This is a genomic window from Rubrobacter taiwanensis (assembly GCF_004337705.1).
Taxonomy (GTDB): Bacteria; Actinomycetota; Rubrobacteria; order Rubrobacterales; family Rubrobacteraceae; genus Rubrobacter_C; species Rubrobacter_C taiwanensis.
Map to the genome: position 1 here is coordinate 163156 of NZ_SKBU01000015.1, position 22745 is coordinate 185900.

Sequence of the window (22745 nt, forward strand, 5' to 3'; positions counted from 1 at the left end):
CTCCGAAACAGCCCTCGCTAGAGACCCAGGAAGATGCCGAAGGCGGCGCCGCCAAGGATCGCGAACAGTATGATGGCCACCACGACAAGCACCACGAGCGAGATAAGAGCCTCGCGCGGGGCTGCGCCGTGCATCCCCCGGACACCCGCGAAGATCAGGTAGAGCCCGTACAGGGCGAGTATCCAACCGATCACCGGGATCCAGGCCACCAGATACACCACGAAGGCGTAGGAGATCGCCCGCAAGGTGGCCTCAAACCCCGAGTTGGGCCGGACCAGATAGCTGACGGCGGCGTGCAGGATGGCGGCGAAGACCAGAGCCAGGATCACCGCCACCACCGGGGAGATCACAAGCCCCCCGATGAAGCCCAGAATCCCCTCCCCGAGGAGACCCGCTTCGGCGGCTCCCACACCCGTAAGCGTAAGTATCCCCCCGATAAGGACCCATACGAAGTAGCAGACTGCGGCGAAGACCAGCGGGCTTACGAAGTCGCCCCTCCGGCGGATGCCGGTGAAAAACCTCGCCGGCCTCAGGACTACGTTTCTTACGGCCGGAACGAAGCTCCGCGGGTCGCTCGCCACAAACTCCACTCCGGAGGCCGGATCACTACTGGATCTGAATCCCATATACACACCATCCTTCCCGTTACTCTTTGCGCCTCTCCGGCAAGACGCGAACCCGTCTTGCTCTCTCCATCTATCTGAGTAGACAGCCAGACCTCCGCAGACCGTTACACCTTCTGCGGTCCGGGACTAGATTAGGATAGAATTGAGGGAGAGGATCTTCAGAAGAGCCAGAGGGGTGAATCGCTTCGTGTCATCCACGATAGAGACGCTGGAACGCGAACTCGGCGAGGCCCAGCGCGAGCGCGAGCGGCAGGAACAGGCCGTGCTCCGGGCCGAGAACGCCCACGAAGCGGCCTGCGCCGCGCGGGATGAGGCGTGGGCCGGCAGCTCCATAGACGACCCCGAGGTCGAGGAGCTCTCCCGGCTGGTCTACCGGCGGCGGCGGGAGCTCTACGAGGCCATAGACCGCCTGAAAGCGGCCGAGGGCAAGGAGCGCCGGATAAAGAGCCGCCTGATGTACGTGCTGCCCGCCGAGCGCCGCCGCTACCTCTCCGGAGAGGTGGACGAGGAGTTCCACGAGTTCCTGAACTCCGTCCGGGAGGCCTATGCCGGAGAGCTGCCGGAGGTAGAGATCTCCATAGTCACCGAGAATCCCGGCGAGGTGGATCTGCGGGGAGACTCCACCTGGCGCGCGCTGGAGCGGCTGTACTCCGGCACGGTGCGGCGGTGGGTCGAGATCCGGGCTCCCGAATCTACATGCGCGCTCGGGACCTTGGTACGCCAGATCTCCTACTACGCCGGCGGCCACACGCCACGCGTCTTCGTCGGGGATGAAGAGCTGCCCCCCGGCAGCCTGTCGGGGACCGGCCTCCCGGACCGGTTCCGGCCGCTGAGGGGCGAAGACACCGAGGCCGGCCGGCTCTCGCTGGCCCGCATAACCGTCCGGCGGTACCTGGACGAGGTCACGGTCGGCCGCCTGCAGAAGGAGCCGGCGGCCCTCATCGCCGTCTCGGAGATAGCCCGCCTCTACCAGACGCTCAGCTTTACGGGGGACGAGATCCGCTGGCGGCTGGAACAGCTCGTCTCGCTGCGGCCGGAGGTGCTGCAGGCGATTCAGCGGCTCACCGGCGAGCACCGCCGGTTCTCCTTCTACGAGATAGCCCGCGCCGCCCGGCTGCTGGACGGTCACCTTCCGGACGCCGGGGTCGCTGCCGAGGCCCTGCACCGCTCGGTCGAGCGGGCGCTGGAGAGCGGCGTGCCCCTCGTCGACATCGCCTACATGAGCGTCACCTCCGATGAGGGTTTCTAGGTAGAGTCCGGTTCGTTGCGGCAGATATGGAGAAGGGGTGCGAGCCACTTGACCGAGCGTGCTGATGTACTGGTGGTAGGAGCGGGGCCCGCCGGGTCTTCCGCCGCCTACTACGCAGCCCGGGCGGGGCTGAGCGTGATCCTGCTCGACCGTCAGGAATTTCCCCGGGACAAGCCCTGCGGTGACGGCCTGATGCCGCACGCGGCTTCGGAGCTCCGGCTCATGGGCCTCGGCGACTGGCTGGATGAACCGGCGCACGGCAGGTTCAAGGGTTTCGCCATCCACACCCACACGGCGGCCTTCCGGGAGCTCTGCCCCACCACCCTGCACGGACCGTACGGGTACGTGGTGCCGCGGGAAGAGACCGACGCCAAGATCCTGGAGCGGGCCCGCAGCTCCGGCGCAGCCTTCCATGCCGGCGTGCGGGCCACCGGGCTTACGCGCTCGGCCGCGGGGGAGGTTACCGGACTTGAGGCCGCGGCGAACGGCGAAGCCGTCCGCTACGAAGCCCCGCTCGTAATCGTGGCCGACGGCTCCGGGGGAGGCTTCTGCCAGGATGAGGGGCTAAAGGCCCGCCAGAACGCCGTTGCACGGCGGCAGTACTTCCGGAACGTGCGGAATCCGGACGGGGAATACCTGCAGGTCTTCATCACCAAGGACATGAACGAGCACGGAGCGGGGTACGGCTGGATCTTCTACTTCGGCGACGGCCGCGCCAACGTCGGGGCCGGGGTCTCGACGAAGACGCTCGCCCGCCACCCCCACACCCTGCACCAGATCTACGACCGCTTCCTGCAAGAGCCCGAAGTCCGGCGGCAGCTCGCCGGGGCCGAGCCCGAAGGATTGCCCAGGAGCTGGTCGCTAAAGATGGGCATGTGGGGCGCGAAGCGCTACGCACAGGGCGTGATGATGGCCGGAGACGCGGGGAGCATGATCCACCCCATCAGCGGCGAGGGCGTGGGGTACGCCCTCGAGAGCGGCCGGCTGGCAGCCTCCTGGGCTTACGAGGCACACGCCCGCCGGGACTTCTCCGCCCGGCTGCTCTCGGGCTACGAGCGCCAGCTGCGGCGCCAGCGCGCCCGCGAGCACTTCTCCGGGTACGCGCTCACCAACCTGGTGCCCAGCCTCTCGATGATGGAGCCCCTCTTCAAGGAGTGCGAGAAGGACCCTGAACTGCGCCGGACGTTGGTGGCCAGCTTCACCGGGGATACCGCGGTCTACGGCCTAATCAGGCACCCGGCGGCTCTGGTGCGCACGCTGCGCGCGATCGCCGCTAGTCGCGGCTGATGATTAGCTCCTCCTCAGCGGGCTGCGGCTCGCTCTCAAGATCCGGCGCTCCCACCCGTACGCGGTGGAGCACGAAGCGGGCGGCGGGCCCCTCCCCGGTGACGGCCTCGAACCTCAGCACGACCTCCCGGCCCGCGAATCTGGAGAGCCCGATGTCCTCCTCTATGACCCGCCCGGCGTCCTCCGCGCCGTAGGCCCTGAGGGTGGCCAGGCGCTCTCCCCTGCGGTTCAGGATCTGAACCCGCAGCTCGCCCGAGCTCTCTTCACCGCCCGCGACGCGCACTCGATAGGAGAGACGCGGCCTGTCCCCGGGCAGTTCCACCCTCCGCTGCAACACATCCCGCCCGGCGGCGTAGCCCCCGAGATGCGCCCTGCCGTCCGCTATGAGCTCGCGGGCTCCCGCGGAGCGCTGCACCCAATCCGCAGGGTCCAGAGCGCCGTCCGCCCGTCCCCGCACCGAGGGATCGGCCTCGGCACCGAAGTTCGTGGTCCAGTACCAGCCGTGGCGCGACCCCGGCACGTACGCCCGCCCGATCCCGATCACCCGGTGCCTCGGGTCCAGCATGTTGGCGTCGTGCCCCGGAGAATCGCGCCAGCCCGCGAAGACCTCCCCGGCGGTCCTCAACCCGGCCGCGATGTTCTCGGCCTTGTAGGTGTTGTACGCATATCCCTCGGCGGCCATGCGCTCGTGGAACTTCGTCCCGGCCGGGTAGTAAGAGCTGGCCAGCGTGTCGTGGGCCACGAAGCCGTAGCGGCCCATGTCCTCCGAATGCCGTTCGGCGGCGACCGAGAGCGTGTCGGAGAGAAGCAGGGGGTCGAGGCCGTTGGTCTGGCGGTACTCGTTGATCAGCTCCAGGAAACGCAGCTCCTCGGCATCGTACGATTGCGCCCGCGCGCTCTCACCCCGAACGGCGACCGCTCCGAGGAGGACCAGCAAAGCTATCAGAAGCATCCATCTACCGGGCTGCAACCTCTCTCCCCTCTCTCCCGGCCTGCTTTAAGTTAATCCGCCTCAGAGGGCGGTGTCAATATAGTGCGGGGCGAACCCCGGGGTTATCATTTCCGGGCGCGGAAAACTACGGCGAGGCGGTGGGAGACTTGGCGAGAGAAAGCTTGAGAATCGGCGAGGTAGAGCTGCGCGCGCTGGAGGACGGCATCTTCACCACGGCCGCAGGGAACCTGCTAGGTGACGACAGCCTGCGGGCCAGGATCCGGGGCGCCCTGCAACCCGTTCTGGCCGTCACGGCGGAGCACATCGTGCTGCTGGATGCGGGCTTCGGACCGGAGATCCCACCGGGCTTGAAGGAGAGCTACACCCTCCGGCGCGAGCGCAGTCTGCCGCAGAGCCTGCGCGAGGCCGGCTACGAACCCGAGGATGTAACCCACATCGTCCTCTCCCACCTCGACCCGGACCACGCGGGTTGGGCCCTGCAGGAGCGCCACTTCCCGAACGCCACCGTCTACCTGCAGCGAGCGGCACTCGAGGAAGCCGCGGGGATGCCCGCAGGACATCCCCGGCGCGAGGTAGCCGCCTCCGCCCGGCACGCCGCAGAGGAGGACTGGGCCGTGCTTCTGGAGGGAGATGTGCAGATAGTCCCCGGCGTGCGCGTGGAGGTGCGGCCGGGACATGCTGCCGGACACCAGATAGTCTGGATAGAGTCCGGGGGCGAGGCCGCCCTCTTCACCGGGGATCTGGCCCCGAGCAACATCTTCCTGAATCCGGACCTGATCAGCAGCGCCGACACCGACCCGGAGGCCGCCCGCCGCAACCGGGCCGAGATCCTCTCCGAAGCCGAGCGCCGGCGGCTGCCCGTCTTCCTCTACCACGAACCCACCCTCGCCGTAGCCCGCATCCTGCGCACGGAGAAGGGCGGGTTCAAGGGCGTCCCGTTCGAGGGCTAGCGCCGCCTCCGGCGCTCTTTGAACTTGCGCCAGATGAACGGCAGGGCCAGAATCAGGAGCCTCCGGACTATGAAGCGCATATAAGATCCTCCCGCATCATGTTGACGAGCAACGCATACCTCCTCCCGGGGCGCACCGAACGGCTAACGCTCCGGTTCTTCATGCCAGACGGTCTTCTGCTCAACCGGGGTTCTGCGCCGACGCACGAGCGGCATGTCCGGGTAGCCGATATACAGGTAGGCGGCGATAACATCCCCCTTGCCAAGACCGAAGAACTTTCGCATGTAATCATCATAGGATGGCGGCCCGGTGCGCCACATGCAGGCCAGCCCGAGCGCGTGGGCGGCGAGCTGCATGTTCTGGATAGCCGCGCAACAGGCCCCGTAGTTCTCCAGCGTCTCCACCTCGTCCCGGCCGGCTTTGGAGATGACCGCGATGACCACCGGGGCCCGGAAGGCCTTCTTGCGCTCCCGGCTGATGCGGCCGGCCGCCATCTCCCCGTCCTCTCCCTCCGCCGCCGCCCGGATGCGGGCCAGCTCCGCCCGGGCCCGGGCCAGCTCTCCCCGGCCCTTCCCCACGAAGACGTGAAACTCCCACGGCTCCGTCAGCTTGTGGTTCGGAGCGTGGACGGCGCTCTCCAGGATCTTCTCTATGTGCTCCCGCGGCACCGGGTCCGGCCGGACCCTCCCGATACTCCTCCGGGTCTCTATGGCCTCAAAGACGTCCAAGCCGCACTCCCGGAGTACCGACTACAGCACCCTGAGCCGCCGGCGGGCCTTCATCCCGGCGAGCCGGTGCGCGATCTCGGCGAACGCCCGGCCCGGCCCGGAATCCTCCGGGTAGAGAGCGTTGCCGGGCTCGCCGGAGGCGTCTGGCAGGATCGGGATGCGCCCCAGCACGTCCACCTCCAGTGCTCCGGCCACCGCACGGCCACCGTCGCCCCCGAAGATCTGCAGCTCCTTGCCACAGTCCGGGCAGGTGGCGTAGCTCATGTTCTCGACCACCCCGATGACCTTCAGGTGAGCCTGAACGGCCATCCTGCCGGCCTTCACCGCCACGCGGGCAGCGTCGGCCTGCGGCGTGGTGACCACCAGCGCCTCGGCCTTCGGAATGCGCTGGGCGATGGTGAGCGCCACGTCCCCGGTGCCGGGCGGCATGTCCACCACGACGAAGTCCGGCTCATCCCAGTAGACGTCGCGCATCAGCTGGGTTAGCGCCTTGTTCACGATCGGGGCGCGCCAGATTATGGCCTGCCCCTCCTCAACGAGGTTGCCCATGGAGATAAACTTGAGCCCGCGCGCCTCGACCGGGAAGATCACACCCTCCACCACGTTCGGCCGCTCGCGCGAGCCGAGCATGACCGGCACCGAGGATCCGTATACGTCGGCGTCCAGGATGGCGACCGAGTGCCCGGCGCTCTTGAGCGCGGCGGCCAGGTTGACGGCCACCGTGCTCTTCCCGACGCCGCCCTTGCCGGAGACCACGGCGATCACACGCGTCCTGGACTCGTCCCGGAAGGCCGGGGCCAGCTCGTCCGGACCGCCGTGCACCGTGCTGAAGAGGTTCTGCCGCTCCCGGTCGGTCATCACGCCGAAGTCCACCTCAACATCCTCGACGCCCTCGATCTCACTCAGCCGGTCCCGGATGTCCTGCGTGATCCGGTGCTGCATGGGACAGCCCCCGGTGGTGAGCGCCACCCCGACGGTGACGCGCGAGCCCTCGATCCGGACCTCCCGGACCATGTTCAGCGAGACCAGATCGCGCCCGATCTCCGGATCGCGTACGTCCTTGAGCGCCTCCCGGATGCCGGCCTCCGAGAGTGGCTCCGGTCGCCCCTGCGAAGCCGCCCCGCCGACCGGATCCCCCGCTGCGTCCTGATGCTCCGGCCGCCGGTCCTCCCTCTTCCGTCGGCGCCAGCCAAACAGCCCCATCTTGTGCCAGACCTCCGCTTCAGCTCGCCTATCAGGAATGCGTCTCGATCTTACCACACCAGCCCGGGGAGTCCGGCCTACGGCCGGTATTCCCCGAAGACCTCGCGCAGAGCGTCGGAGACCTCGCCGAGCGTCGCGTAAGCGGCCAGAGCGTCCTTCATCGGGTAGAGCAGGTTCTCCTCGCCCGCGGCAGCCTTCTTCACCCGCTCCAGCGCGCGCCGGACCTCCTTCTCGCTGCGGCCGGCACGCAGCTCCTCCAGGCGCTCGATCTGCCGGTCGCGGATCGCCTCGTCCACCGAGTGCAGCTCTACGTCCAGATCCTCCTCTTCGGTTACGTAGCGGTTGACGCCGACCACCACGCGCTCGCCCTTTTCGATCTCCTGCTGGTAGCGGAAGGCAGCCTCCTCGATCTCGCGCTGCATGTGCCGCTCCTCGATCGCGCGCACGGCCCCGCCGAGCTCGTCTATCTCCCGGATCTTCTCCCACGCCTTCTCCTCCAGCTCGTCGGTGAGCGCCTCGATGAAGTACGAGCCGGCCAGCGGGTCCACCGTGTCCATGAGCCCGGCCTCGTGCGCCAGGATCTGCTGCGTGCGCAGCGCTATGGTCGCGCTCCGCTCCGAGGGCAGCGCCAGCGCCTCATCAAATGCGTTGGTGTGCAGGCTCTGCGTGCCGCCCAGAATGGCGGAGAGCGCCTGCACGGCGGTCCTTACGATGTTGTTCTCTGCCTGCTGGGCGGTGAGCGAGGAGCCCGCCGTCTGGGTGTGGAAGCGCAGCTTCATGCTCTTCTCATCCCTGGCCCCGAAGCGCTCCTTCATGATCTTCGCCCACATCCTCCGTGCCGCCCGGTACTTGGCGACCTCCTGAAAGAGGTTGTTGTGGGCGTTGAAGAAGAACGAGAGACGCGGGGCGAAGCTGTCCACCTCCAGCCCGGCCTCCACCGCGCCCTCCACATAGGCTATTGCATTGGCTAGCGTGAAGGCCAGCTCCTGCACCGCCGTGGAGCCCGCCTCCCGGATGTGGTAGCCGCTGATTGAGATCGTGTTCCAGCGCGGCATCTCCCGCGCGCAGTAGGCGAACATGTCGGTCGTAAGGCGCATCGAGGGCGCGGGCGGGTAGATGTAGGTGCCCCGCGCCAGGTACTCCTTGAGGATGTCGTTCTGCGTGGTCCCGGCGAGCTCTGCGGGGTCCGCACCCTGCTCCTCGCCGACGAGCGAGTACAGCAAGAGCAGGATGGCGGCCGTGGCGTTGATGGTCATGGAGGTGGAGACCTCCTTCAAGGGGATGCCCTCGAAGAGATCCCGCATGTCCGGCAGCGCGTCTATGGCCACCCCGACCTTGCCGACCTCGCCGGCAGCCAGGTAGTGATCCGAATCGCGGCCCATCTGGGTGGGGAGGTCGAAGGCGACCGAAAGCCCGGTCTGGCCACGCTCCAGCAGGTAGCGGAAGCGCCGGTTGGTCTCCCTCGCGGTGCCGAACCCCGCGTACTGGCGGATGGTCCAGGGCCGCCCGCGGTACATGGTGGGGTACGGCCCGCGGGTGTAGGGATACTCGCCGGGATCGCCCAGCCTCTCCTCGTAGTCGAAGTCCTCCAGGTCCCCGGGCCGGTAGACGGGCTTTATCTCGATGCCGGACTCCGTCCTGCGTTCGTCTCCGGTCTTCCTGCCCACAGCTACGCCTCCTTCTCCGGCAGCTCCACGAGCTCGGTCAGCACCCCGTGCGCGCCCTTGGGGTGGATGAAGGCCATCTTCGAGCCGCCCACCCCTACCCGCGGCCTCTCGTCTATGAGCTCCACGCCCCGCTCCTTCAGCTCGGCCAGCGCCGCCTCCAGATCCTCCACCTCGAACGCCACGTGGTGGAAGCCCTCCCCCCGCTTTCGCAGGAACTTCCCGACCGGCGAGTCGGGGCAGGTGGGCTCGACCAGCTCGACCGCCGAGTCCCCCACCCGGAACATCGCGGCCCGGATGCCCTGCTCCTCTACCTCCTCCGGTTCCTCTATCTCTACCCCCAGATTCTCCCGGTAGAACCGGGCGGCGACCTCCAGGTCTTCTACGGCGTACCCCAGATGGTATATGCGCTTCAGCATCCGATACGCTCCTCATACGTGAAGCCCGCTGCCAGTTACACACCTGTAAAATAACACTTGAGACAGGTTGCGGTATTCCTAACAAGGAGGAACGGGAAGATGGGACTCCCGCCCTACAGAAACGAGCCCTATCTAGACTGGTCGGACGAAGAGAACGTCGAGAAGATGCGCGCTGCCCTGAAGAAGGTCGGGGAGCGGCTAGGAGAGAGCTACCCGCTCATCATCGGGGGCAAGCCGGTCGAGACCGAGGGCGAGATCGTCTCCGTGAATCCGGCCGATCCCCCGCAGGTGGTGGGCCGCGTGGGGCGCGCCACCGAACGGGAGGCCGACCGGGCGCTCGAGGCGGCCACCCGGGCGTTCGAGTGGTGGAGCCGGAGCGATCCGGAGGCCCGGGCGCGCATACTGCTGAAGGCTTCGGCGATCATGAAGCGCCGCCGGTTCGAGCTGCTGGCCTGGGAGGTATACGAGGGCGGCAAGCCCTGGGCCGAGGCCGACGCACAGGTCGCCGAGGCCATCGACTTCCTGGAGTACTACGCTCGCGAGATGCTCCGGCTCAAAGACGGCAAGGAGGTCTACTCCGTGGCGGGCGAGGAGAGCCGGTACTTCTACCAGCCGCTCGGGGTGGGCGTGATCATCGCCCCCTGGAACTTCCCGACCGCCATCCTCACCGGGATGTCCAGCGCGGCCATCGTCACCGGCAACACCATCGTGATGAAGCCCTCGGAGTACACATCGGTCATCGGGGCGCAGGTGGCAGACATCTTCCGCGAAGCCGGGCTTCCGGAGGGCGTGTGCAACTTCTGCCCGGGCTACGGCTCCGAGATCGGCGACTACCTCGTCTCCGACCCCCGGACGCGCTTCATCTCGTTCACCGGCTCGATGAGGACAGGGCTCAGGATCAACGAGCTGGCCGCCCGCCAGAGACCCGCTCAGCGCTGGATCAAGCGCGTCATCGCCGAGATGGGCGGCAAGGACGCCATGATCGTGGACGCCTCGGCAGACCTGGAGAGCGCAGCTCAAGACCTCATCATCAGCGCCTACGGCTATGCGGGCCAGAAGTGCAGTGCCGCCTCGCGCGCCATCATCCACCAGGACGTCTACGACGAGGTGCTCCAGAAGGTCGTGGAGAAGGCGCGGGCGCTGAACGTCGGCGCTCCGGAGAGCCCGGAGGTGTTCGTGGGACCGGTCATCAGCGAGCCGCAGTTCGAGAAGGTCACAGGCTACATAGAGATCGGCAAGGGGGAGGGCGAGCGCGTCCTGGGCGAAGACCCCAACAGCCCCGAGAAAGGCTACTTCATACCGCCCACCGTCTACGCTGAGGTGGACCCGCGCGCCAGGATAGCGCAGGAAGAGATCTTCGGTCCCGTGCTCTCGGTCATCAGGGCCCGCGACTTCGACGAGGCCCTGCGCATCGCCAACGACAGCCCCTACGGTCTGACCGGGGGTGTGTACTCGGGAGACCGCGAGCACCTGGAGCGCGCCCGCCACGAGTTCAAGGCCGGCAACCTCTACTTCAACCGCAAGATCACGGGCGCGCTGGTCGGGGTGCAGCCCTTCGGCGGCTTCGACATGAGCGGGACCGACTCCAAGGCCGGAGGCCCCGACTACCTGCCGCTGCACATGCAGGCCAAGACCGTCGTGGAGAGATTCTGAATAGCCCGGTAATGAGAGAGCCCCCGCGGGGGCTCTCTTCACTTCTTGTCAGCCCTTGCCCGTGTGCTCGGCCCACTCGACGCGTTCGGCGGCCTTGAAGAAGATCTTGGAGAGCTCCAGAATCTCGTCCTCCCCGAGCGAGTCGAGCCCCGGTTCGGGCTCGAAGTGCATCTCGCCGCCGTCGGCGTAGCGCACGACTATCTTGCGGATATTCCTGATGGAAGAGGGGTTCGGAGCCCCCTCGAGATCACACTTTATGCCGTGCAGATACCTCGCCAACCGTGCCTCCCTCGCTACTGCTTGCGACGCTGCTGAACCGCCAGATCCTTCAGGTAGGTGGCCATCTGGAAGAGCTCGTAGGCCTCGAACTCCCGCTTCTCGCCCTGAGGCCGCCAGACCTCCCGGGTCTCCTCGCCGTAGTCTATGACCACCTCCCGGATGCCCCGCGGATTGACATCGTACCGCAGGTCCAGAGGGGTGCCGGAGATCCGGCGCCGGTTCGCGCTCTCCTGCCTGCTCTCCATCACATCACCTCACACACGCTAGCGGGTCCATAAGAGTTTACAGGAAACGTACTTCCCTTACTCTACAACGGCCACAGCGGAGCCGCAGCCACCAGCACCGGGGCCACCAGGAGCCCGGGGAGCATGTTGGCGACCCGGATCTCCCGGATCTCCAGCAACCCGAGCCCCAGCCCCAGGATGAGAACGCCGCCGGTGGCGGCCATGGCGGAGATCATGGCCTCCGAGATCAGACCCTGCACGAAGCTCGCCCCCAGCGTGATGCTCCCCTGCACCACGAGCACGGTCCCGGCCGAGAGCATCACGCCCCACCCCAGAACCGCTGCGAAGGAGAGGGAGGCCACGAAGTCCAGCGAGCTCTTGAGAGCCAGCAGGCCGTAGTCCCCGGTGAGGCCGTCCTGCAGCGAGCCGAGCACGGTAAGCGGCCCGACGCAGAAGAGGAGGCTCGTGGTCACGAACGCCCGGCTGACCGGGCTCTTGCCGCCGGAGAACCGCCGCTCCAGCGAGTCTCCGAAGGCCCGGAGGCGGTCCTCGATCCCGACCGCCTCCCCGATCACGAGACCCGCGACGACGCTCACCAGCGGCACCAGGGGATTGCTGAAATCCAGGAAGTAGGAGACCCCGATCAGCACGGTCACCAGCCCGATGGCGTGCATGGCCGTCCGGCGCATCCGCTCCGGGAGCCGCCTCCCGACGAAGACCCCGAGGCCGCCCCCGACCAACACGGCGACGATATTGATGAGCGTTCCGAGCCCTACCAATGCTCCACCCGCACCTCGCCGGCGTGGACGCGCTCGAAACCCCCTTCATCCCGCCGCACGACGAGCGCCCCGGACGCGTCTATTCCGGCGGCCTCGCCGGAGACCTCGCCCACCCGCACCCGCCGGCCGCGCAGGTAGTCCCGGGCGGCGTACGCTGCGGGATCGAACCCCAACTCCGGGAGAGCGCTCAGCAGGTCACCGGCCAGCTGCAGGCGGTCGGCGTCCGGAGCGTGCTCCCGCAGGCACGTGCCGAAGGGCGCCCGGTCCACGTTCAGCCCCATGCCGGCCACGGCCACCCGCAAACCGCCGGAGAACACGGTCTCCACCAGGATGCCGCAGATCTTCTCCCCGCCGACGAGGATGTCGTTCGGCCACTTTATCCGCACCCCCTTCACACCGAGCCCCTCCAGCTCCCGCGCCACGGCGAGCCCGACGGCGAGCGGCAAAAGCTCCGGGCGGAACGGCAGGCCGCTCAGGTTCAGGGCGGCGCTCAGGATGAGCGAAGCCCCCGGCTCGTCGTACCAGGGGCTGCCGCGGCGGCCCCGGCCTGCGGTCTGGTGGTCGGCCAGAACCGCGAAGGGCGGGGGGATTTCGGCGAGGCGCGCCTTCACCCAGTCCTGCGTCGAGCCCACAGCCCCGACGTGGAAGACGGGAAAACCGGCGGCGGCGCTCAGGGATGAGAGCTCCCGGGCATTCACGGGTAGAAGTATAGCGGGAAGCGGAAGCACACACTCTTCCGTATAATCCGGGACGGCAACCGGCGATCTTCAGCGGAGGGAAGGCTTGGATCTCTACGAATACCAAGGGAAGGAAGTGTTAAGAAGCTACGGCATCCCGACCCTGCGCGGCAGGGTCGTCGAGACCCCTGAGGAGGCCGCCCGGGTGGCCGGAGAGTTCGGCGGCACCGTGGCGATCAAGGCGCAGGTTCTGACCGGCGGGCGCGGTAAGGCCGGCGGTATCCGGGTGGTCGGCGGTCCCGAGGAGGCCGCCCGGGCGGCGCGCGAGATCCTGGGCATGGATATCCGGGGCCACCGGGTGCGCCGGGTACTCGTGGAGTCCGGGGCGGAGATAGCGCGGGAGCTGTACCTCTCGATCACGGTGGACCGCCGGGAGAAGAAGCCCCTGATCCTCTTCTCCACCGAAGGCGGCGTGGATATCGAGGAGGTTGCCGAGCGGAACCCGGAGGCCATAGTCCGGCTGCACGTCAACCCGTTGCTGGGCTTGCTGCCGTATCAGGTCCGGCGCATCACCTTCGCCTCCGGCCTGGAGGGCGGGACGGCCAAGGGGCTGGGCCGGGTGCTGAACGGACTCTACGAAGCTTTCTGCGGCAGCGACGCGAGCCTCGTGGAGATCAACCCCCTGGCCGTCACCGAAGAGGGAGAGGTGATCGCGCTCGACGCCAAGGTGACCATAGACGACTCCAGCCTGTACCGGCACGAGGATCTCGCCGGCCTTCGAGACGTAGAGGCCGAGGACCCGCAGGAGCGGCGCGCCAAAGAGGTCGGGCTCCAGTACGTGAAGCTGGACGGTGACGTAGGCATCCTGGGCAACGGCGCGGGCCTGGTTATGAGCACGCTGGACGTGGTGGCCCAGGCCGGAGGCTCCCCCGCCAACTTCTGCGACGTGGGCGGCGGCGCGGATGCTGAGAAGATCGCGACCGCGCTCGAGATCGTGGTCTCCAACGAGCGGGTCAGGAGCGTGTTTTTCAACATCTTCGGCGGCATCACGCGCGGCGACGAGGTCGCCAAGGGCCTGCTCGCCGCCTTGGACCGGGTGGACGTGGAGCTGCCGATCGTGGTGCGCCTGGACGGCACGAACGCCGAGGAGGGCCGGGAGCTTCTGGCGCAGAACGCACCGGAGAACGTGCACACCGAGGAGACGATGCTGGATGCGGCCCGGCGCACCGTGGAGCTGGCCCAGGGGAGGTAGAGAGTGGCGATCATCGTAGACGAGAGCAGCAAGGTACTGGTCCAGGGCATAACCGGCCGCGAGGGCGGCTTTCACGCCGGAAGGATGCTGGAGAGCGGCACCCGGGTCGTGGCCGGCGTCACGCCCGGCAAAGGCGGGCAGAAGTTCCGGGATGAGGTCCCGGTCTTCAACACCGTCGCAGCAGCGGTGGAGGAGACCGGAGCGAACACGAGCGTGATCTTCGTCCCCGCGCCCTTTGCGGCCGATGCCATCTTCGAGGCGCTGGACGCCGGTATCAGGACCATCTGCTGCATCACCGAGGGCCTGCCGGTGCACGACATGATGCGGGTGGCGAACTACATATCGGAGAACGAGGCGACCCTGATCGGGCCGAACTGCCCCGGCGTGCTCTCGCCGGAGAAGGCTAACGTCTCCATCATGCCGCGCGAGATCTTCACCCCCGGCAACGTGGGGATCGTCTCCCGCAGCGGGACGCTGACCTACCAGATCGTAAACGAGCTGACCCAGCGCGGGATCGGCCAGACGACGGCGGTGGGGATCGGCGGCGACCCCATCATCGGCAGCGACTTCATTCAGATCCTCAAGAAGTTCGAGGCCGACCCCGAGACCGAGTGCGTGGTCATGGTCGGCGAGATCGGGGGCGACGCGGAGCAGCGCGCCGCAGAGTACATCCGGCGCGAGATGCAGACGCCCGTAGTGGCGTACATAGCGGGCTTCACCGCCCCGGAGGGCAAAACGATGGGTCACGCGGGCGCCATAGTCTCCGGTGGTGAGTCTACCGCCCAGGCCAAGAGCGAGGCCCTGCGGCGGGTGGGCATCCCGGCCGCCGAGAACCCGAGCCAGGTCGCCGAGCTTGTCGCCGACGCGCTGAGCAGGGGTTAAGGAGCGCCGCGTGCCCGAAGACCCGGAGCGCAGAGAGAGGATCTTCCGGCGCCTGAGCCTGGCTTCGTCCACGATCACCATCCTGCTCGGGGTGGGCCTGCTGCTCTTCGCAGCCTCCGGCATCGGGCTCTCCCCGGCGCTCAATCTGGTCTTCGGCGTCGTCCTGATCGCCTACGGCTTCTGGCGGATGAGCTGGGCGCTGCGGCGCGGCAGGGACTAACCGGGCTTGCCGGGCGAGCCCCGCTCCCCGGCGAGATCGCCGGGGAGCCTCTCGCTCCGGAAGATCCACACCTCAACCCCCTTGAACTTCTTGCGGTGGACCCGTTCTAGCTCAAACTCCTTCGCCAGGCTCCCGATGACCCGCCAGTTGGGCCGCATGTGCGCCCTGACGTACCAGACGCACCGGGGGTTCCTCTCGGAGATCGCCTCCATGGCCCCCGGCAGATGCTCCCCGCTGCACGCCCGGTGCGCGAACTTCAGCGGCAGACCTTCTCGCCGAAAGTAGTACTCTAGATAGTCCAGCCGGTAGCCGCACCCTACAACGACCGTCTCTTCGGGAACGGGGGTATTCCCGGCCATGTAGGCGACTGCTTCCCGGTACTGGTGCTTGTCGGGCTCGGAGTAGTAGTCCATGGAGAACACCAGGTGCAAAACGAGCAGCGCCGCCGCGGCAGCCGTAGCGGCGGCCTGCGCTCCGGCCGGGAGCGGCAGGCGCGCCAGCGCCCGGGCCGTGAGCAGGTACGCCGCCGGGGCCGAGATGAGCAGGGTGCGGAAGAGGAGCACCGGGTCTCCGAGCAGGGAGAGCACGTAGGCCCCGGCGAAAGGCACGGCCAGCCAGAGCGCCAGCAGCACGCCCGGCGAGGCAAGGAAGCCGCGAACGTCTGCCCCTTCCCCGCCGGCAAACCCGCGAGCGCCGTCGTAGAGGGCCCGCAGGAGCAGAAACCCGAGCAGCGCCAGCACGGCGGTGGCGATCATCTCGGACCTGCCGAACAGGAACTCTAGAAACTCGAGCGGCCGGCCGGCATCCGGCCGGTCCAGCCAGGCTATCGGTTGGTTGCTGCCGAACAGCAGGCGTTCGGCAGTCTGGCGCGCCCATGGCAGGTACAGGAGCACCACCGAGCCATAGAGGGCAAACACCCGGAGCAGCGCCCGACCCCGGAAGGCGAAGAGCAGGAGCATCCAGATCCCCTGCATCGCCACCAGATAGAGCCCGAAGTAGTGCAGATAAGCCGCCACCGCGGCGCTCAGCGCGTACCCGGCAGCGGCCCCCCGCGGGAAGCGACCCTCCTCCAGCCCGCGCCGGACCTCGAGCCAGAACAGCGCCGTCAGGACCGCAAAGAGGATGAGCGGGGAGTACATCCGGGCCTCCTGACTGTAGTAGACCGGGGCCCACATAACGGCCGTCAGGGCAGCCGCGATCAGACCCTCACGGTCCGAATACAGGCGCCGCCCCAGCAGGAAGACGGCCGGTATCGTCAGCACGCCCGCCAGCGCCGCCGGGAAGCGTAAAACCCACTCAGAGTCTCCGAAGAGCTGCTGCCAGAAATGCATGAAGACGTAGTAGCCGGGCGGGTGGGAGCCCTCTCCGCCGTCGTAGACCACCGAGAGCACCTCCGAGACGCTCTCACGGCTCCCGGTGTGCCAGGTGGCCAGCTCGTCGGTCCAGAGCGATTCGCGATCGAGACCGTAGAACCGGAGCGCGGAACCCAGAATGACTATCAGGCAGAGAAGAACCAGAACCCGGAGGTTCGGGCCGGAGCCGCGGATGTCCGTGATCACTCGCATGAGCTGAAGCCCGGATATTGTATCCGGCCGGAGGCTGAAAGGAACCCATGCCGGTACCGGGCTCTGGTAGAATGGATATACATGCCACAGAGGGAGGGTGAGTCTTGAACCGCGAACATCTGGCGCTGAAGGCGGCCATCCTGACTCTGGTGCTCCTGAGCGCGGTCACCGGCCGCGTGGCCTGGGAGGTGGAGCGCGGGAACCCCGTCTCATTCAACCTGCCGGGGCTGTTCGCATCGGCCCAGGCCCAACAGCAGTGCACGCCTGTGCAGACGTTCACGGGCACGGGCAACCAGACGACGCCGGTCTTCAACATAACCGGAGACTCGTTCCGGATCTCCTACACCACCACGGCCGGCACCGTCACCGGAGACGGGAGTCAGGGCGTGGTTTTCGACGTAACCGTGTATGACGAGAATGACGAGTTCATCACCTCGGCCTCTCAGGAGAGAGCGGGCTCGGACTCCACCTTCGTGAACGAGGGCCCGGGACGCTTCTACCTTGAGATCTTCTCCGCGAACGCGGAGTGGTCCGTGGAGGTCGAGGACTGCACCGGCCGCGGGAGGGGATCCGAAAGCCTCTCTCCGGCCTCGCCCCAGTACGACCAGTACACCACCGTCACCCCCGTCCAGACGCCCGAGCGGCACCAGTACCGCCAGCCTGACCGGCTGCTGGAGGCCGGAGGCCCCGGGGATGGCCCGGTACCCGCGATGCCGGGCGGTGGATGCCCGGCGGAGTTTCCGCTGGAGCGGGGCGGCCTGTGCTACGCCGGATAGCCCCGGCTCAGCCGCCTTCCTTGAAGAGCCACACCTCCGCACCTTCGAACTCTCTGTGACCGGCCGGCTCCAGCTCGCGCCTCAGGGCGCGCACAACCCCCTCCTCCGGGAGCCGGTCGGCGCGGATGTACCAGATCTGCCGCGGTTCCCGGTCCTCAAGCGTCCTGAAGAGTCCCCTCAGCTGCTCCTCCCGACAGCCCCACAACCGAACCCGCAGCGGGGAGCCGCCACGCTCGAAGTAGTAGTTGAAGTACTCAAGACGGTGAGCACACCCCACGACGACCGCTTCGCCCGGCATGCCGTTTGCGGCTATGTAGGCCGCAGCCTCGCGGAACTGCGTCTTCTGCGGCTCGGAGTAGTAGTCTAAAGAGAAGATCAGGTGCGCCAAAAACACGCCCGCCAGCCCGAGTGCGGCCGCGCTCTGTCCCATCGCGCCCCCCGGCAGCCGGGTTACGGAGCGCGCGAGCAGCAGACAGGCGGCCGGGAGCGAGATGATGAGGTTGCGCTCGGTCAGGATCGGGGAGAACAGGACGGAGGCCGCATACGCGATGACGAACGGTCCTGAGAGCCAGAGCGCCAGGAGCAGGCCCGGGGAGCGCGGCAGATCGGCGACCCTCCCTTCTTTAGCGGCCGAAAGGAGGCTGCGCGCCAGCAAAAACCCGAACAGCGCCAGCGCGACGGCCAGCAACCACGCCGAACCGTTGAACAGGAACCGTGCGAAGTCCGGTGCGGCGGCGGGTTCGGGCGCGGGTATCCACCCTCCCCGCTCGGACGAGACCTCCAGCTGGTAGAGCATCCCCGGCAGCCAGGGGAGGTAGGTTAGAGCCACAGCACCGTAGATGGCCAGAGCGAGAGCGAGCCCCCTGAGGTTCCGGAGCGCCGGCAGAGCGGCCACCGCCCCCTGCAGCGCCACGAAGAGCAGCCCGAAGTAGTGCAGGTAGCAGGCCGCGGCGGCACACAAGATGTACCCGAAGACCGTGGTGAGCTCCGGAATCCGCCCCTCGATCAGGCTCCGGGCCAGCGGGACCCAGAAGTAAGCTGCGGCCAGGACGGCGAGCAGCAGGAGCGAGTAGGCGCGGGCCTCCTGGCTGTAGTAAATCGGGGCCCACATGACGGCCATCATGGCGCAGGAGATCAGGCCCTCGCGGCCCGAGTAGATCCTGCGGCCCAGCAGGTAGGTGAGCGGGACCGCAACCGCACCGGCCAGGGCCGAAGGGAGCCGCAGCAGGAACTCTGTCTCCCCGAGATGCTGCTGGACGTAGTACAGCAGTATCTGGTAGCCGGGGGGGTGGATGTCCGCGGCGACCTCGTCCAGCACCCCGCTCAGGGTGGGTTGGTTGCCGATCAGCCAGCTTGCGAGCTCATCGTTCCAGAGCGATTCGCGGCCGAGGCCGCAGAACCGGAGCACAGAACCCAGGATGACTATCAGGCAGAGAAGCGCTACGTGCAGCCCGCTCCCCCTCAGGACGTGAGGGTGCCTGTAGAGGCGCCGGAGCAAAGCCGTCTAGCGCGGGACGCTTATTATATGGCGGCCCATGAGGCTGGCGGCAAACTCGACCGCAAGAGCGGCCGTTCCGTTCCTGACGTCCAGTATGGGGTTCACCTCCACGATGTCTAGCGAGGTGACGATTCCCGCCTCGTTCAGCAGCTCCATCAGCAGGTGCGCCTCGCGGTAGGTGAGGCCACCTCGCACCGGGGTCCCAACACCCGGCGCTATCTCCGGGTCTATGACGTCCAGGTCGAACGAGAGGTGGACGCGCTCCAGGTGCGCGAGGTCCGAGATCGCCTGCCGCACCACCCGCGCCGCCCCGTAGGCGTCTATCTCCTTCATGGTGTATACGCGGACTCCGGACCCCAGAAGGAGATCGCGCTCCTCACGGTCTATGGAGCGCACGCCCAGCAGAACCACGTCTTCGGGCCTCACGCTGCCGCCCTCACCCCCGATGCTCACCAGCTCGGGGTGTCCCCGGCCCGTCAGGACCGCCAGCGGCATGCCGTGGATGTTGCCGGAGGGCGAGGTCTCCGGCGTGTTGAAGTCCGCGTGAGCGTCCACCCACAGCACGCCGGTCCGCCCGGCCTCCGCAGCGCCGGAGACGGTCCCGATGGAGATGGAGTGGTCCCCGCCGAGAAAGACCGGGAATGCCCCGCGGGAGACGGTCTCCGCCGCCCGTTTCGCGACCCGCTCGCACACCTCCAGAATGGCGCTCAGGTGCCGCGCCCGCTCGTCCTCCTCGACCACTTCCGGGATGGGCACCTCTACGTTGCCCAGGTCCGTCACCCGGTGCCCCAGCTCCCGCAGCGCACCCCGCAGGCGCGCGTAGCGGATCGCGCTCGGTCCCATGTCCACCCCGCGGCGATCCTGGCCGAGGTCCATCGGCACGCCCAGTATCTCCACATCCCTCATCTCACGCACGGTCACACCTCACAAGCTCTCCGGAAGGCACGAATGCCGCTGCGCAGGATAGCAGAATCCCTCTTTCGCCCTACCCGAAGTCCACACCGCCAGAGCGGCGGGAGTCGGCGGCGGCCTCGAAGGTGCCCTGCGGGGTGCGGCGCACGGCGTTGACGCCCCCGAAGTACATGGAGGGCTCCTCGTAGGCCAGGTACTCGATCCCTCCCTCCGGCTCCAGGCGGGGCGCTCCGGCTTCGTAGGCAAACAGGCGGCCCTCGGCGTGGAAGCGCGGGGCCTCGACGGCGGCTTTGAGCGCCATACCCCGGTCGAAGACGTTGATGAGCACCTGCAGGATGGCGGTTGGGATGCGGGATGCACCGGGCGAGCCGAGCGCGACCATATCTCCCTCTTCGGTGATCAGGATGGTCGGGGACATGCTGGAGACGAGCCGCTGGCCCGGCTTGAGGGCGTGGAAGCCCTTGGGGTTCAGCTCCGGCTCCCCCAGCGTGTTGCCCATCCAGATCCCGGTCCCCGGAATCGTTATCCCCGACCCGTAGCCCATGCTCTGGGTTATGGAGACCGCCAGCCCCCCGGCGTCCATGCAGGAGAGGTGTGTGGTCTGGGCGGGGCCGAAGATCCGCTGCCGCTGAACGCGGGCGTACTCGTCGCTGGTGAGGCGCTCGGCGACCTCGGCGATCTCGTCCGCTTCCACGTAGGCCGAGGCCCGGTCGTGCAGCGCGAGGCGCATCGCGCCGGAGAGGATGCGCACGAATTCCTCCTGCGAGAGCCGCGGGATATCGTAGGCGGAGATGACGTTCAGCATCTGCACCAGCGTGGCGCCGCCCGCCGAGGGAGGCCCGTTGGTGTAGACGGTGCGGCCCCGGTACCTGAAGGTGAGCGGCTCGCGCACGACGGCCTCGTACTCGGCCAGGTCCCGGGCGGTGATGATCCCGCCCCGCGCCAGGATATACTCGGAGATGAGCTGCGCGAGCTCGCCCCGGTAGAAGAGGTCCGCGCCGAGCTCCCGCACGGCGTCGAAGGTATCCGCAAGGTCGGGGAAGCGCACGAACTCGCCCTCCAGGTAGGGCCGGTCGCCGTTGTAGAAGTTCTTGCGGGTCTCCCCGGTGAGCTTGAGCAGCTCGGCCGCGACCTCCAGCCACATGCCGCTCGTCTTGCAGAGCCGGAAGCCCTCCCGCGCCAGCCGCGCGGCAGGAGCCAGAGCCTCCCGGAGCGTCAGCCTCCCGTGGCGGTGCTGCAGCAGCTCCCACCCCCGCAGCGCGCCCGGCACGGCGCAGGAGGCCGCCCCGACGGTGGAGTCTATCCCGTGACCGTACTTGAGCCGGATCGTCTCCGGCTTTCCCCCGGCCCCGAACGCGGAGGGGTCCAGCCCCTTCCCCGGCATGCAGTCGTAGAAGTCTATGACCTCGCACGAGCCCCCGGGCGCGCGGACGGTGGCGAAACCGCCCCCGCCGATGGAGCTCATCAAAGGCTCGGTGACGCTCACCGCCGCCGCGGCGGCCACGGCGGCGTCCGCGGCGTTCCCGCCGGCCCGGTAGACCTCCGCCGCCGCCCGCGCCGCGTACGGAGTCCCGGCAGCCACCGCAAAGCTCGCCCGCACGCCCAGCTCGTCCATAGCCGGCTAATTATACGCAGTTTCACCCCTGCCGGATTCGCCGACCCCGAAAGCCGGGGGGTCAGGAGTTACGGCCCCTCTTTCTCGCGCGAGCGGCCGTAGAGCCGGGTCAAAGGAGCTGCGGTAACGCCGTGAACGAGGATCGAGGCGCAGATGATCAGGCTCCCCGCTGCCCAGACCGCCTCCAGCCCCGTCTCGCGCAGCGAGAGGTTCGCGTAGTAGAGGGCCGCGACGCCTATGGGACCGAACCAGCCCAGGAAGAGCGCATCCCGCCAGCCCCGGATCTGGCCGGCCAGAGGCCACAGCGCCAGCACTGCCGGCAGCCGGCGGAGCAGTAGCACCGCGACCGCCAGCGCGACGCCGCTCCATCCCAACCGCAGCCAGCTCTCCCAGGGGAGGCTCATTCCGAGCAGCACGAAGATCGGCAGGATGAAGAAGCGCGTCCCCACCTCCTGCACCCGCTCCTGCGGCTCGCGGTCCCCCTTCACTACCAGGTCGAACGCCACCCCGGCGACAAAAACTGCAAGGATGCCGTCGCTGCCGATGAGCTTCGCGCTTCCGAGCACGACGAGGGAGAGCGCCAGGGTGTAGGCCAGGAAGAAGGTCTGCTCCACGGTATGCTCGGCCTTGCCCCACTCCACAAGCCGGCCGGCCGCATACCCGAGAGCGGCTCCGAAGAGGACGGCCACACCCACCTCCCAGAGCAGGGTGTGAACGAGCCAGTGCGTGAGGGCCTCCTCCGGCGGGTGGGCCAGAAGCAGGATGGGCAGGAAGACGAAGGGGTAGGCCAGCCCGTCGTTGGCGCCCGACTCGCCGGAGAGCAGGTGCCGCAGGCGATCCGGCAGGTTCCGCTCCGCGACCTCGCCGGTGACGATGGTGCTTGAGACGACCGGGTCGGTCGGGGTGAGTACGGCCCCTAGGAGCAGCGCAGCCAGCAGCGGCAGCCCCAGGATGAGGTAAGCCAGAAGGCCGCTCGCGAGCCACATGAGCGGCATCACGAGCCCGAGCATAACCGCCAGGGAGCGCCAGCTGTGGAAGGGGAACTTCTCGGGCAGCCGCAGGGCCACGCCCATGAGTGAGATCGCCAGCGTCACGCGGGTGGCCTGCTCCAGGATGGTTGTCTGATCCCCCCACCGGGACACCTCCAGCAGGTCGAAGGCCAGGGGGCCGATGAGCACTCCCGCCAGCAGGGCTATCAGGGGGGTCGAGAGGAAGGAGCGCCGGATCGGGTTTGAGAGCAACCCGATCACCATCACCACCCCGCCGATGGCGACCAGGGCTATATTGAGCTGGTCCACGGTCGCTCCCCTCCCAGCCTTGGGGCGGCCTGTGGCA

The 22745-nt window shown here is 67.9% G+C and carries 23 protein-coding genes; 8 read left to right on the top strand and 15 right to left on the bottom strand.

Features of this window, described 5'->3' with window-relative positions; translation table 11 throughout:
- Positions 1 to 17 precede the first annotated feature (17 nt).
- Complete coding sequence (locus tag E0L93_RS08475) at positions 18 to 626, bottom strand: YIP1 family protein (RefSeq protein WP_132690893.1); 609 nt, start codon at positions 624 to 626, stop codon at positions 18 to 20.
- A gap of 175 nt (positions 627 to 801) precedes the next feature.
- Here E0L93_RS08475 and E0L93_RS08480 point away from each other — a divergent pair, with 175 nt between their 5' ends.
- Both E0L93_RS08480 and E0L93_RS08485 read left to right on the top strand, forming a co-directional pair.
- Positions 802 to 1875: a hypothetical protein gene (locus E0L93_RS08480; protein ID WP_132690895.1), complete on the top strand. Its 1074-nt coding sequence runs from the start codon at positions 802 to 804 to the stop codon at positions 1873 to 1875.
- A gap of 48 nt (positions 1876 to 1923) precedes the next feature.
- Entirely contained in the window at positions 1924 to 3162 is a 1239-nt protein-coding gene (locus E0L93_RS08485) for a geranylgeranyl reductase family protein (protein WP_165874249.1), read from the top strand.
- Here the strand turns inward: E0L93_RS08485 and E0L93_RS08490 are convergent.
- Positions 3149 to 4132 (bottom strand): CAP domain-containing protein, encoded by a 984-nt coding sequence (locus tag E0L93_RS08490; RefSeq protein ID WP_132690899.1) that lies wholly within the window; start codon positions 4130 to 4132, stop codon positions 3149 to 3151. The two genes, E0L93_RS08485 and E0L93_RS08490, sit on opposite strands and share 14 nt — an antisense overlap.
- Positions 4133 to 4275: 143 nt before the next feature.
- On the opposite strand from E0L93_RS08490, the gene E0L93_RS08495 reads away from it, so the two are divergent.
- A complete protein-coding gene (locus tag E0L93_RS08495) occupies positions 4276 to 5064 on the top strand; it encodes an MBL fold metallo-hydrolase (protein ID WP_165874250.1) in 789 nt (262 codons plus the stop codon).
- A 143-nt stretch (positions 5065 to 5207) separates the two neighbouring features.
- Here E0L93_RS08495 and E0L93_RS08500 read toward each other — a convergent pair whose 3' ends face one another.
- From E0L93_RS08500 to mce, 4 genes are all read right to left on the bottom strand, one after another.
- Positions 5208 to 5792: a nitroreductase family protein gene (locus tag E0L93_RS08500; protein ID WP_132690903.1), complete on the bottom strand. Its 585-nt coding sequence runs from the start codon at positions 5790 to 5792 to the stop codon at positions 5208 to 5210.
- Between the two features lie 21 nt (positions 5793 to 5813).
- Positions 5814 to 6995, bottom strand: a complete 1182-nt coding sequence (locus E0L93_RS08505) for an Mrp/NBP35 family ATP-binding protein (protein WP_132690905.1) — start codon at positions 6993 to 6995, stop codon at positions 5814 to 5816.
- 77 nt (positions 6996 to 7072) lie between these two features.
- A complete protein-coding gene (locus E0L93_RS08510) occupies positions 7073 to 8662 on the bottom strand; it encodes an acyl-CoA mutase large subunit family protein (RefSeq protein WP_132690907.1) in 1590 nt (529 codons plus the stop codon).
- Positions 8663 to 8664: 2 nt separating this feature from the next.
- Positions 8665 to 9078 carry a methylmalonyl-CoA epimerase gene (gene mce / locus E0L93_RS08515; RefSeq protein ID WP_132690909.1) on the bottom strand — a complete coding sequence of 138 codons (414 nt, stop codon included), beginning with the start codon at positions 9076 to 9078 and terminating at the stop codon, positions 8665 to 8667.
- A 99-nt stretch (positions 9079 to 9177) separates the two neighbouring features.
- On the opposite strand from mce, the gene pruA reads away from it, so the two are divergent.
- Positions 9178 to 10731: an L-glutamate gamma-semialdehyde dehydrogenase gene (gene pruA / locus E0L93_RS08520; RefSeq protein WP_132690911.1), complete on the top strand. Its 1554-nt coding sequence runs from the start codon at positions 9178 to 9180 to the stop codon at positions 10729 to 10731.
- Between the two features lie 48 nt (positions 10732 to 10779).
- Here pruA and E0L93_RS08525 read toward each other — a convergent pair whose 3' ends face one another.
- The 4 genes from E0L93_RS08525 to E0L93_RS08540 are packed head-to-tail and all read right to left on the bottom strand — an operon-like array spanning position 10780 to position 12711.
- Positions 10780 to 11010: a hypothetical protein gene (locus E0L93_RS08525; RefSeq protein ID WP_132690913.1), complete on the bottom strand. Its 231-nt coding sequence runs from the start codon at positions 11008 to 11010 to the stop codon at positions 10780 to 10782.
- 14 nt (positions 11011 to 11024) lie between these two features.
- Positions 11025 to 11258 carry a hypothetical protein gene (locus E0L93_RS08530; RefSeq protein WP_207890383.1) on the bottom strand — a complete coding sequence of 78 codons (234 nt, stop codon included), beginning with the start codon at positions 11256 to 11258 and terminating at the stop codon, positions 11025 to 11027.
- 59 nt (positions 11259 to 11317) lie between these two features.
- Positions 11318 to 12013: a DUF554 domain-containing protein gene (locus E0L93_RS08535; RefSeq protein WP_132690917.1), complete on the bottom strand. Its 696-nt coding sequence runs from the start codon at positions 12011 to 12013 to the stop codon at positions 11318 to 11320.
- Positions 12007 to 12711 carry a biotin--[acetyl-CoA-carboxylase] ligase gene (locus E0L93_RS08540; protein ID WP_165874251.1) on the bottom strand — a complete coding sequence of 235 codons (705 nt, stop codon included), beginning with the start codon at positions 12709 to 12711 and terminating at the stop codon, positions 12007 to 12009. The genes E0L93_RS08535 and E0L93_RS08540 overlap by 7 nt, the downstream gene beginning before the upstream one ends.
- A gap of 85 nt (positions 12712 to 12796) precedes the next feature.
- Here E0L93_RS08540 and sucC point away from each other — a divergent pair, with 85 nt between their 5' ends.
- The 3 genes from sucC to E0L93_RS08555 are packed head-to-tail and all read left to right on the top strand — an operon-like array spanning position 12797 to position 15044.
- Positions 12797 to 13942, top strand: coding sequence for an ADP-forming succinate--CoA ligase subunit beta (gene sucC, locus E0L93_RS08545; RefSeq protein ID WP_132690921.1), 1146 nt, complete (start codon positions 12797 to 12799; stop codon positions 13940 to 13942).
- A gap of 3 nt (positions 13943 to 13945) precedes the next feature.
- Positions 13946 to 14824 carry a succinate--CoA ligase subunit alpha gene (gene sucD / locus E0L93_RS08550; RefSeq protein WP_132690923.1) on the top strand — a complete coding sequence of 293 codons (879 nt, stop codon included), beginning with the start codon at positions 13946 to 13948 and terminating at the stop codon, positions 14822 to 14824.
- 10 nt (positions 14825 to 14834) lie between these two features.
- On the top strand, positions 14835 to 15044 hold the full coding sequence (locus E0L93_RS08555; protein ID WP_132690925.1) for a hypothetical protein: 210 nt from the start codon (positions 14835 to 14837) through the stop codon (positions 15042 to 15044).
- Here E0L93_RS08555 and E0L93_RS08560 read toward each other — a convergent pair.
- Entirely contained in the window at positions 15041 to 16609 is a 1569-nt protein-coding gene (locus E0L93_RS08560; protein WP_132690927.1) for a glycosyltransferase family 39 protein, read from the bottom strand. The two genes, E0L93_RS08555 and E0L93_RS08560, sit on opposite strands and share 4 nt — an antisense overlap.
- 104 nt (positions 16610 to 16713) lie before the next feature.
- Between E0L93_RS08560 and E0L93_RS08565 the strand changes: the two genes are divergently transcribed.
- Positions 16714 to 17385, top strand: a complete 672-nt coding sequence (locus E0L93_RS08565; protein WP_132690929.1) for a hypothetical protein — start codon at positions 16714 to 16716, stop codon at positions 17383 to 17385.
- Positions 17386 to 17392: 7 nt separating this feature from the next.
- Here the strand turns inward: E0L93_RS08565 and E0L93_RS08570 are convergent, their stop codons facing one another.
- The 4 genes from E0L93_RS08570 to E0L93_RS08585 form a co-directional block, all read right to left on the bottom strand.
- Positions 17393 to 18883, bottom strand: coding sequence for a glycosyltransferase family 39 protein (locus E0L93_RS08570; RefSeq protein ID WP_132690930.1), 1491 nt, complete (start codon positions 18881 to 18883; stop codon positions 17393 to 17395).
- A 6-nt stretch (positions 18884 to 18889) separates the two neighbouring features.
- The gene (rocF, locus tag E0L93_RS08575; protein WP_132691336.1) at positions 18890 to 19789 is read right to left on the bottom strand and encodes an arginase; all 900 of its coding nucleotides are present in this window, start codon (positions 19787 to 19789) and stop codon (positions 18890 to 18892) included.
- A gap of 79 nt (positions 19790 to 19868) precedes the next feature.
- The gene (locus tag E0L93_RS08580; RefSeq protein WP_132690932.1) at positions 19869 to 21410 is read right to left on the bottom strand and encodes a gamma-glutamyltransferase family protein; all 1542 of its coding nucleotides are present in this window, start codon (positions 21408 to 21410) and stop codon (positions 19869 to 19871) included.
- 68 nt (positions 21411 to 21478) lie between these two features.
- Complete coding sequence (locus E0L93_RS08585; protein WP_132690934.1) at positions 21479 to 22708, bottom strand: cation:proton antiporter domain-containing protein; 1230 nt, start codon at positions 22706 to 22708, stop codon at positions 21479 to 21481.
- Positions 22709 to 22745: the final 37 nt, after the last annotated feature.

Coding starts and splice junctions, on each gene's coding strand:
- rocF (WP_132691336.1), bottom strand. CDS start 19,789: ATGAGGGATGTGGAGATACTGGGCGTGCCGATGGACCTCGGCCAGGAT.
- E0L93_RS08560 (WP_132690927.1), bottom strand. CDS start 16,609: ATGCGAGTGATCACGGACATCCGCGGCTCCGGCCCGAACCTCCGGGTT.
- mce (WP_132690909.1), bottom strand. CDS start 9,078: ATGCTGAAGCGCATATACCATCTGGGGTACGCCGTAGAAGACCTGGAG.
- E0L93_RS08580 (WP_132690932.1), bottom strand. CDS start 21,410: ATGGACGAGCTGGGCGTGCGGGCGAGCTTTGCGGTGGCTGCCGGGACT.
- E0L93_RS08475 (WP_132690893.1), bottom strand. CDS start 626: ATGGGATTCAGATCCAGTAGTGATCCGGCCTCCGGAGTGGAGTTTGTG.
- E0L93_RS08505 (WP_132690905.1), bottom strand. CDS start 6,995: ATGGGGCTGTTTGGCTGGCGCCGACGGAAGAGGGAGGACCGGCGGCCG.
- pruA (WP_132690911.1), top strand. CDS start 9,178: ATGGGACTCCCGCCCTACAGAAACGAGCCCTATCTAGACTGGTCGGAC.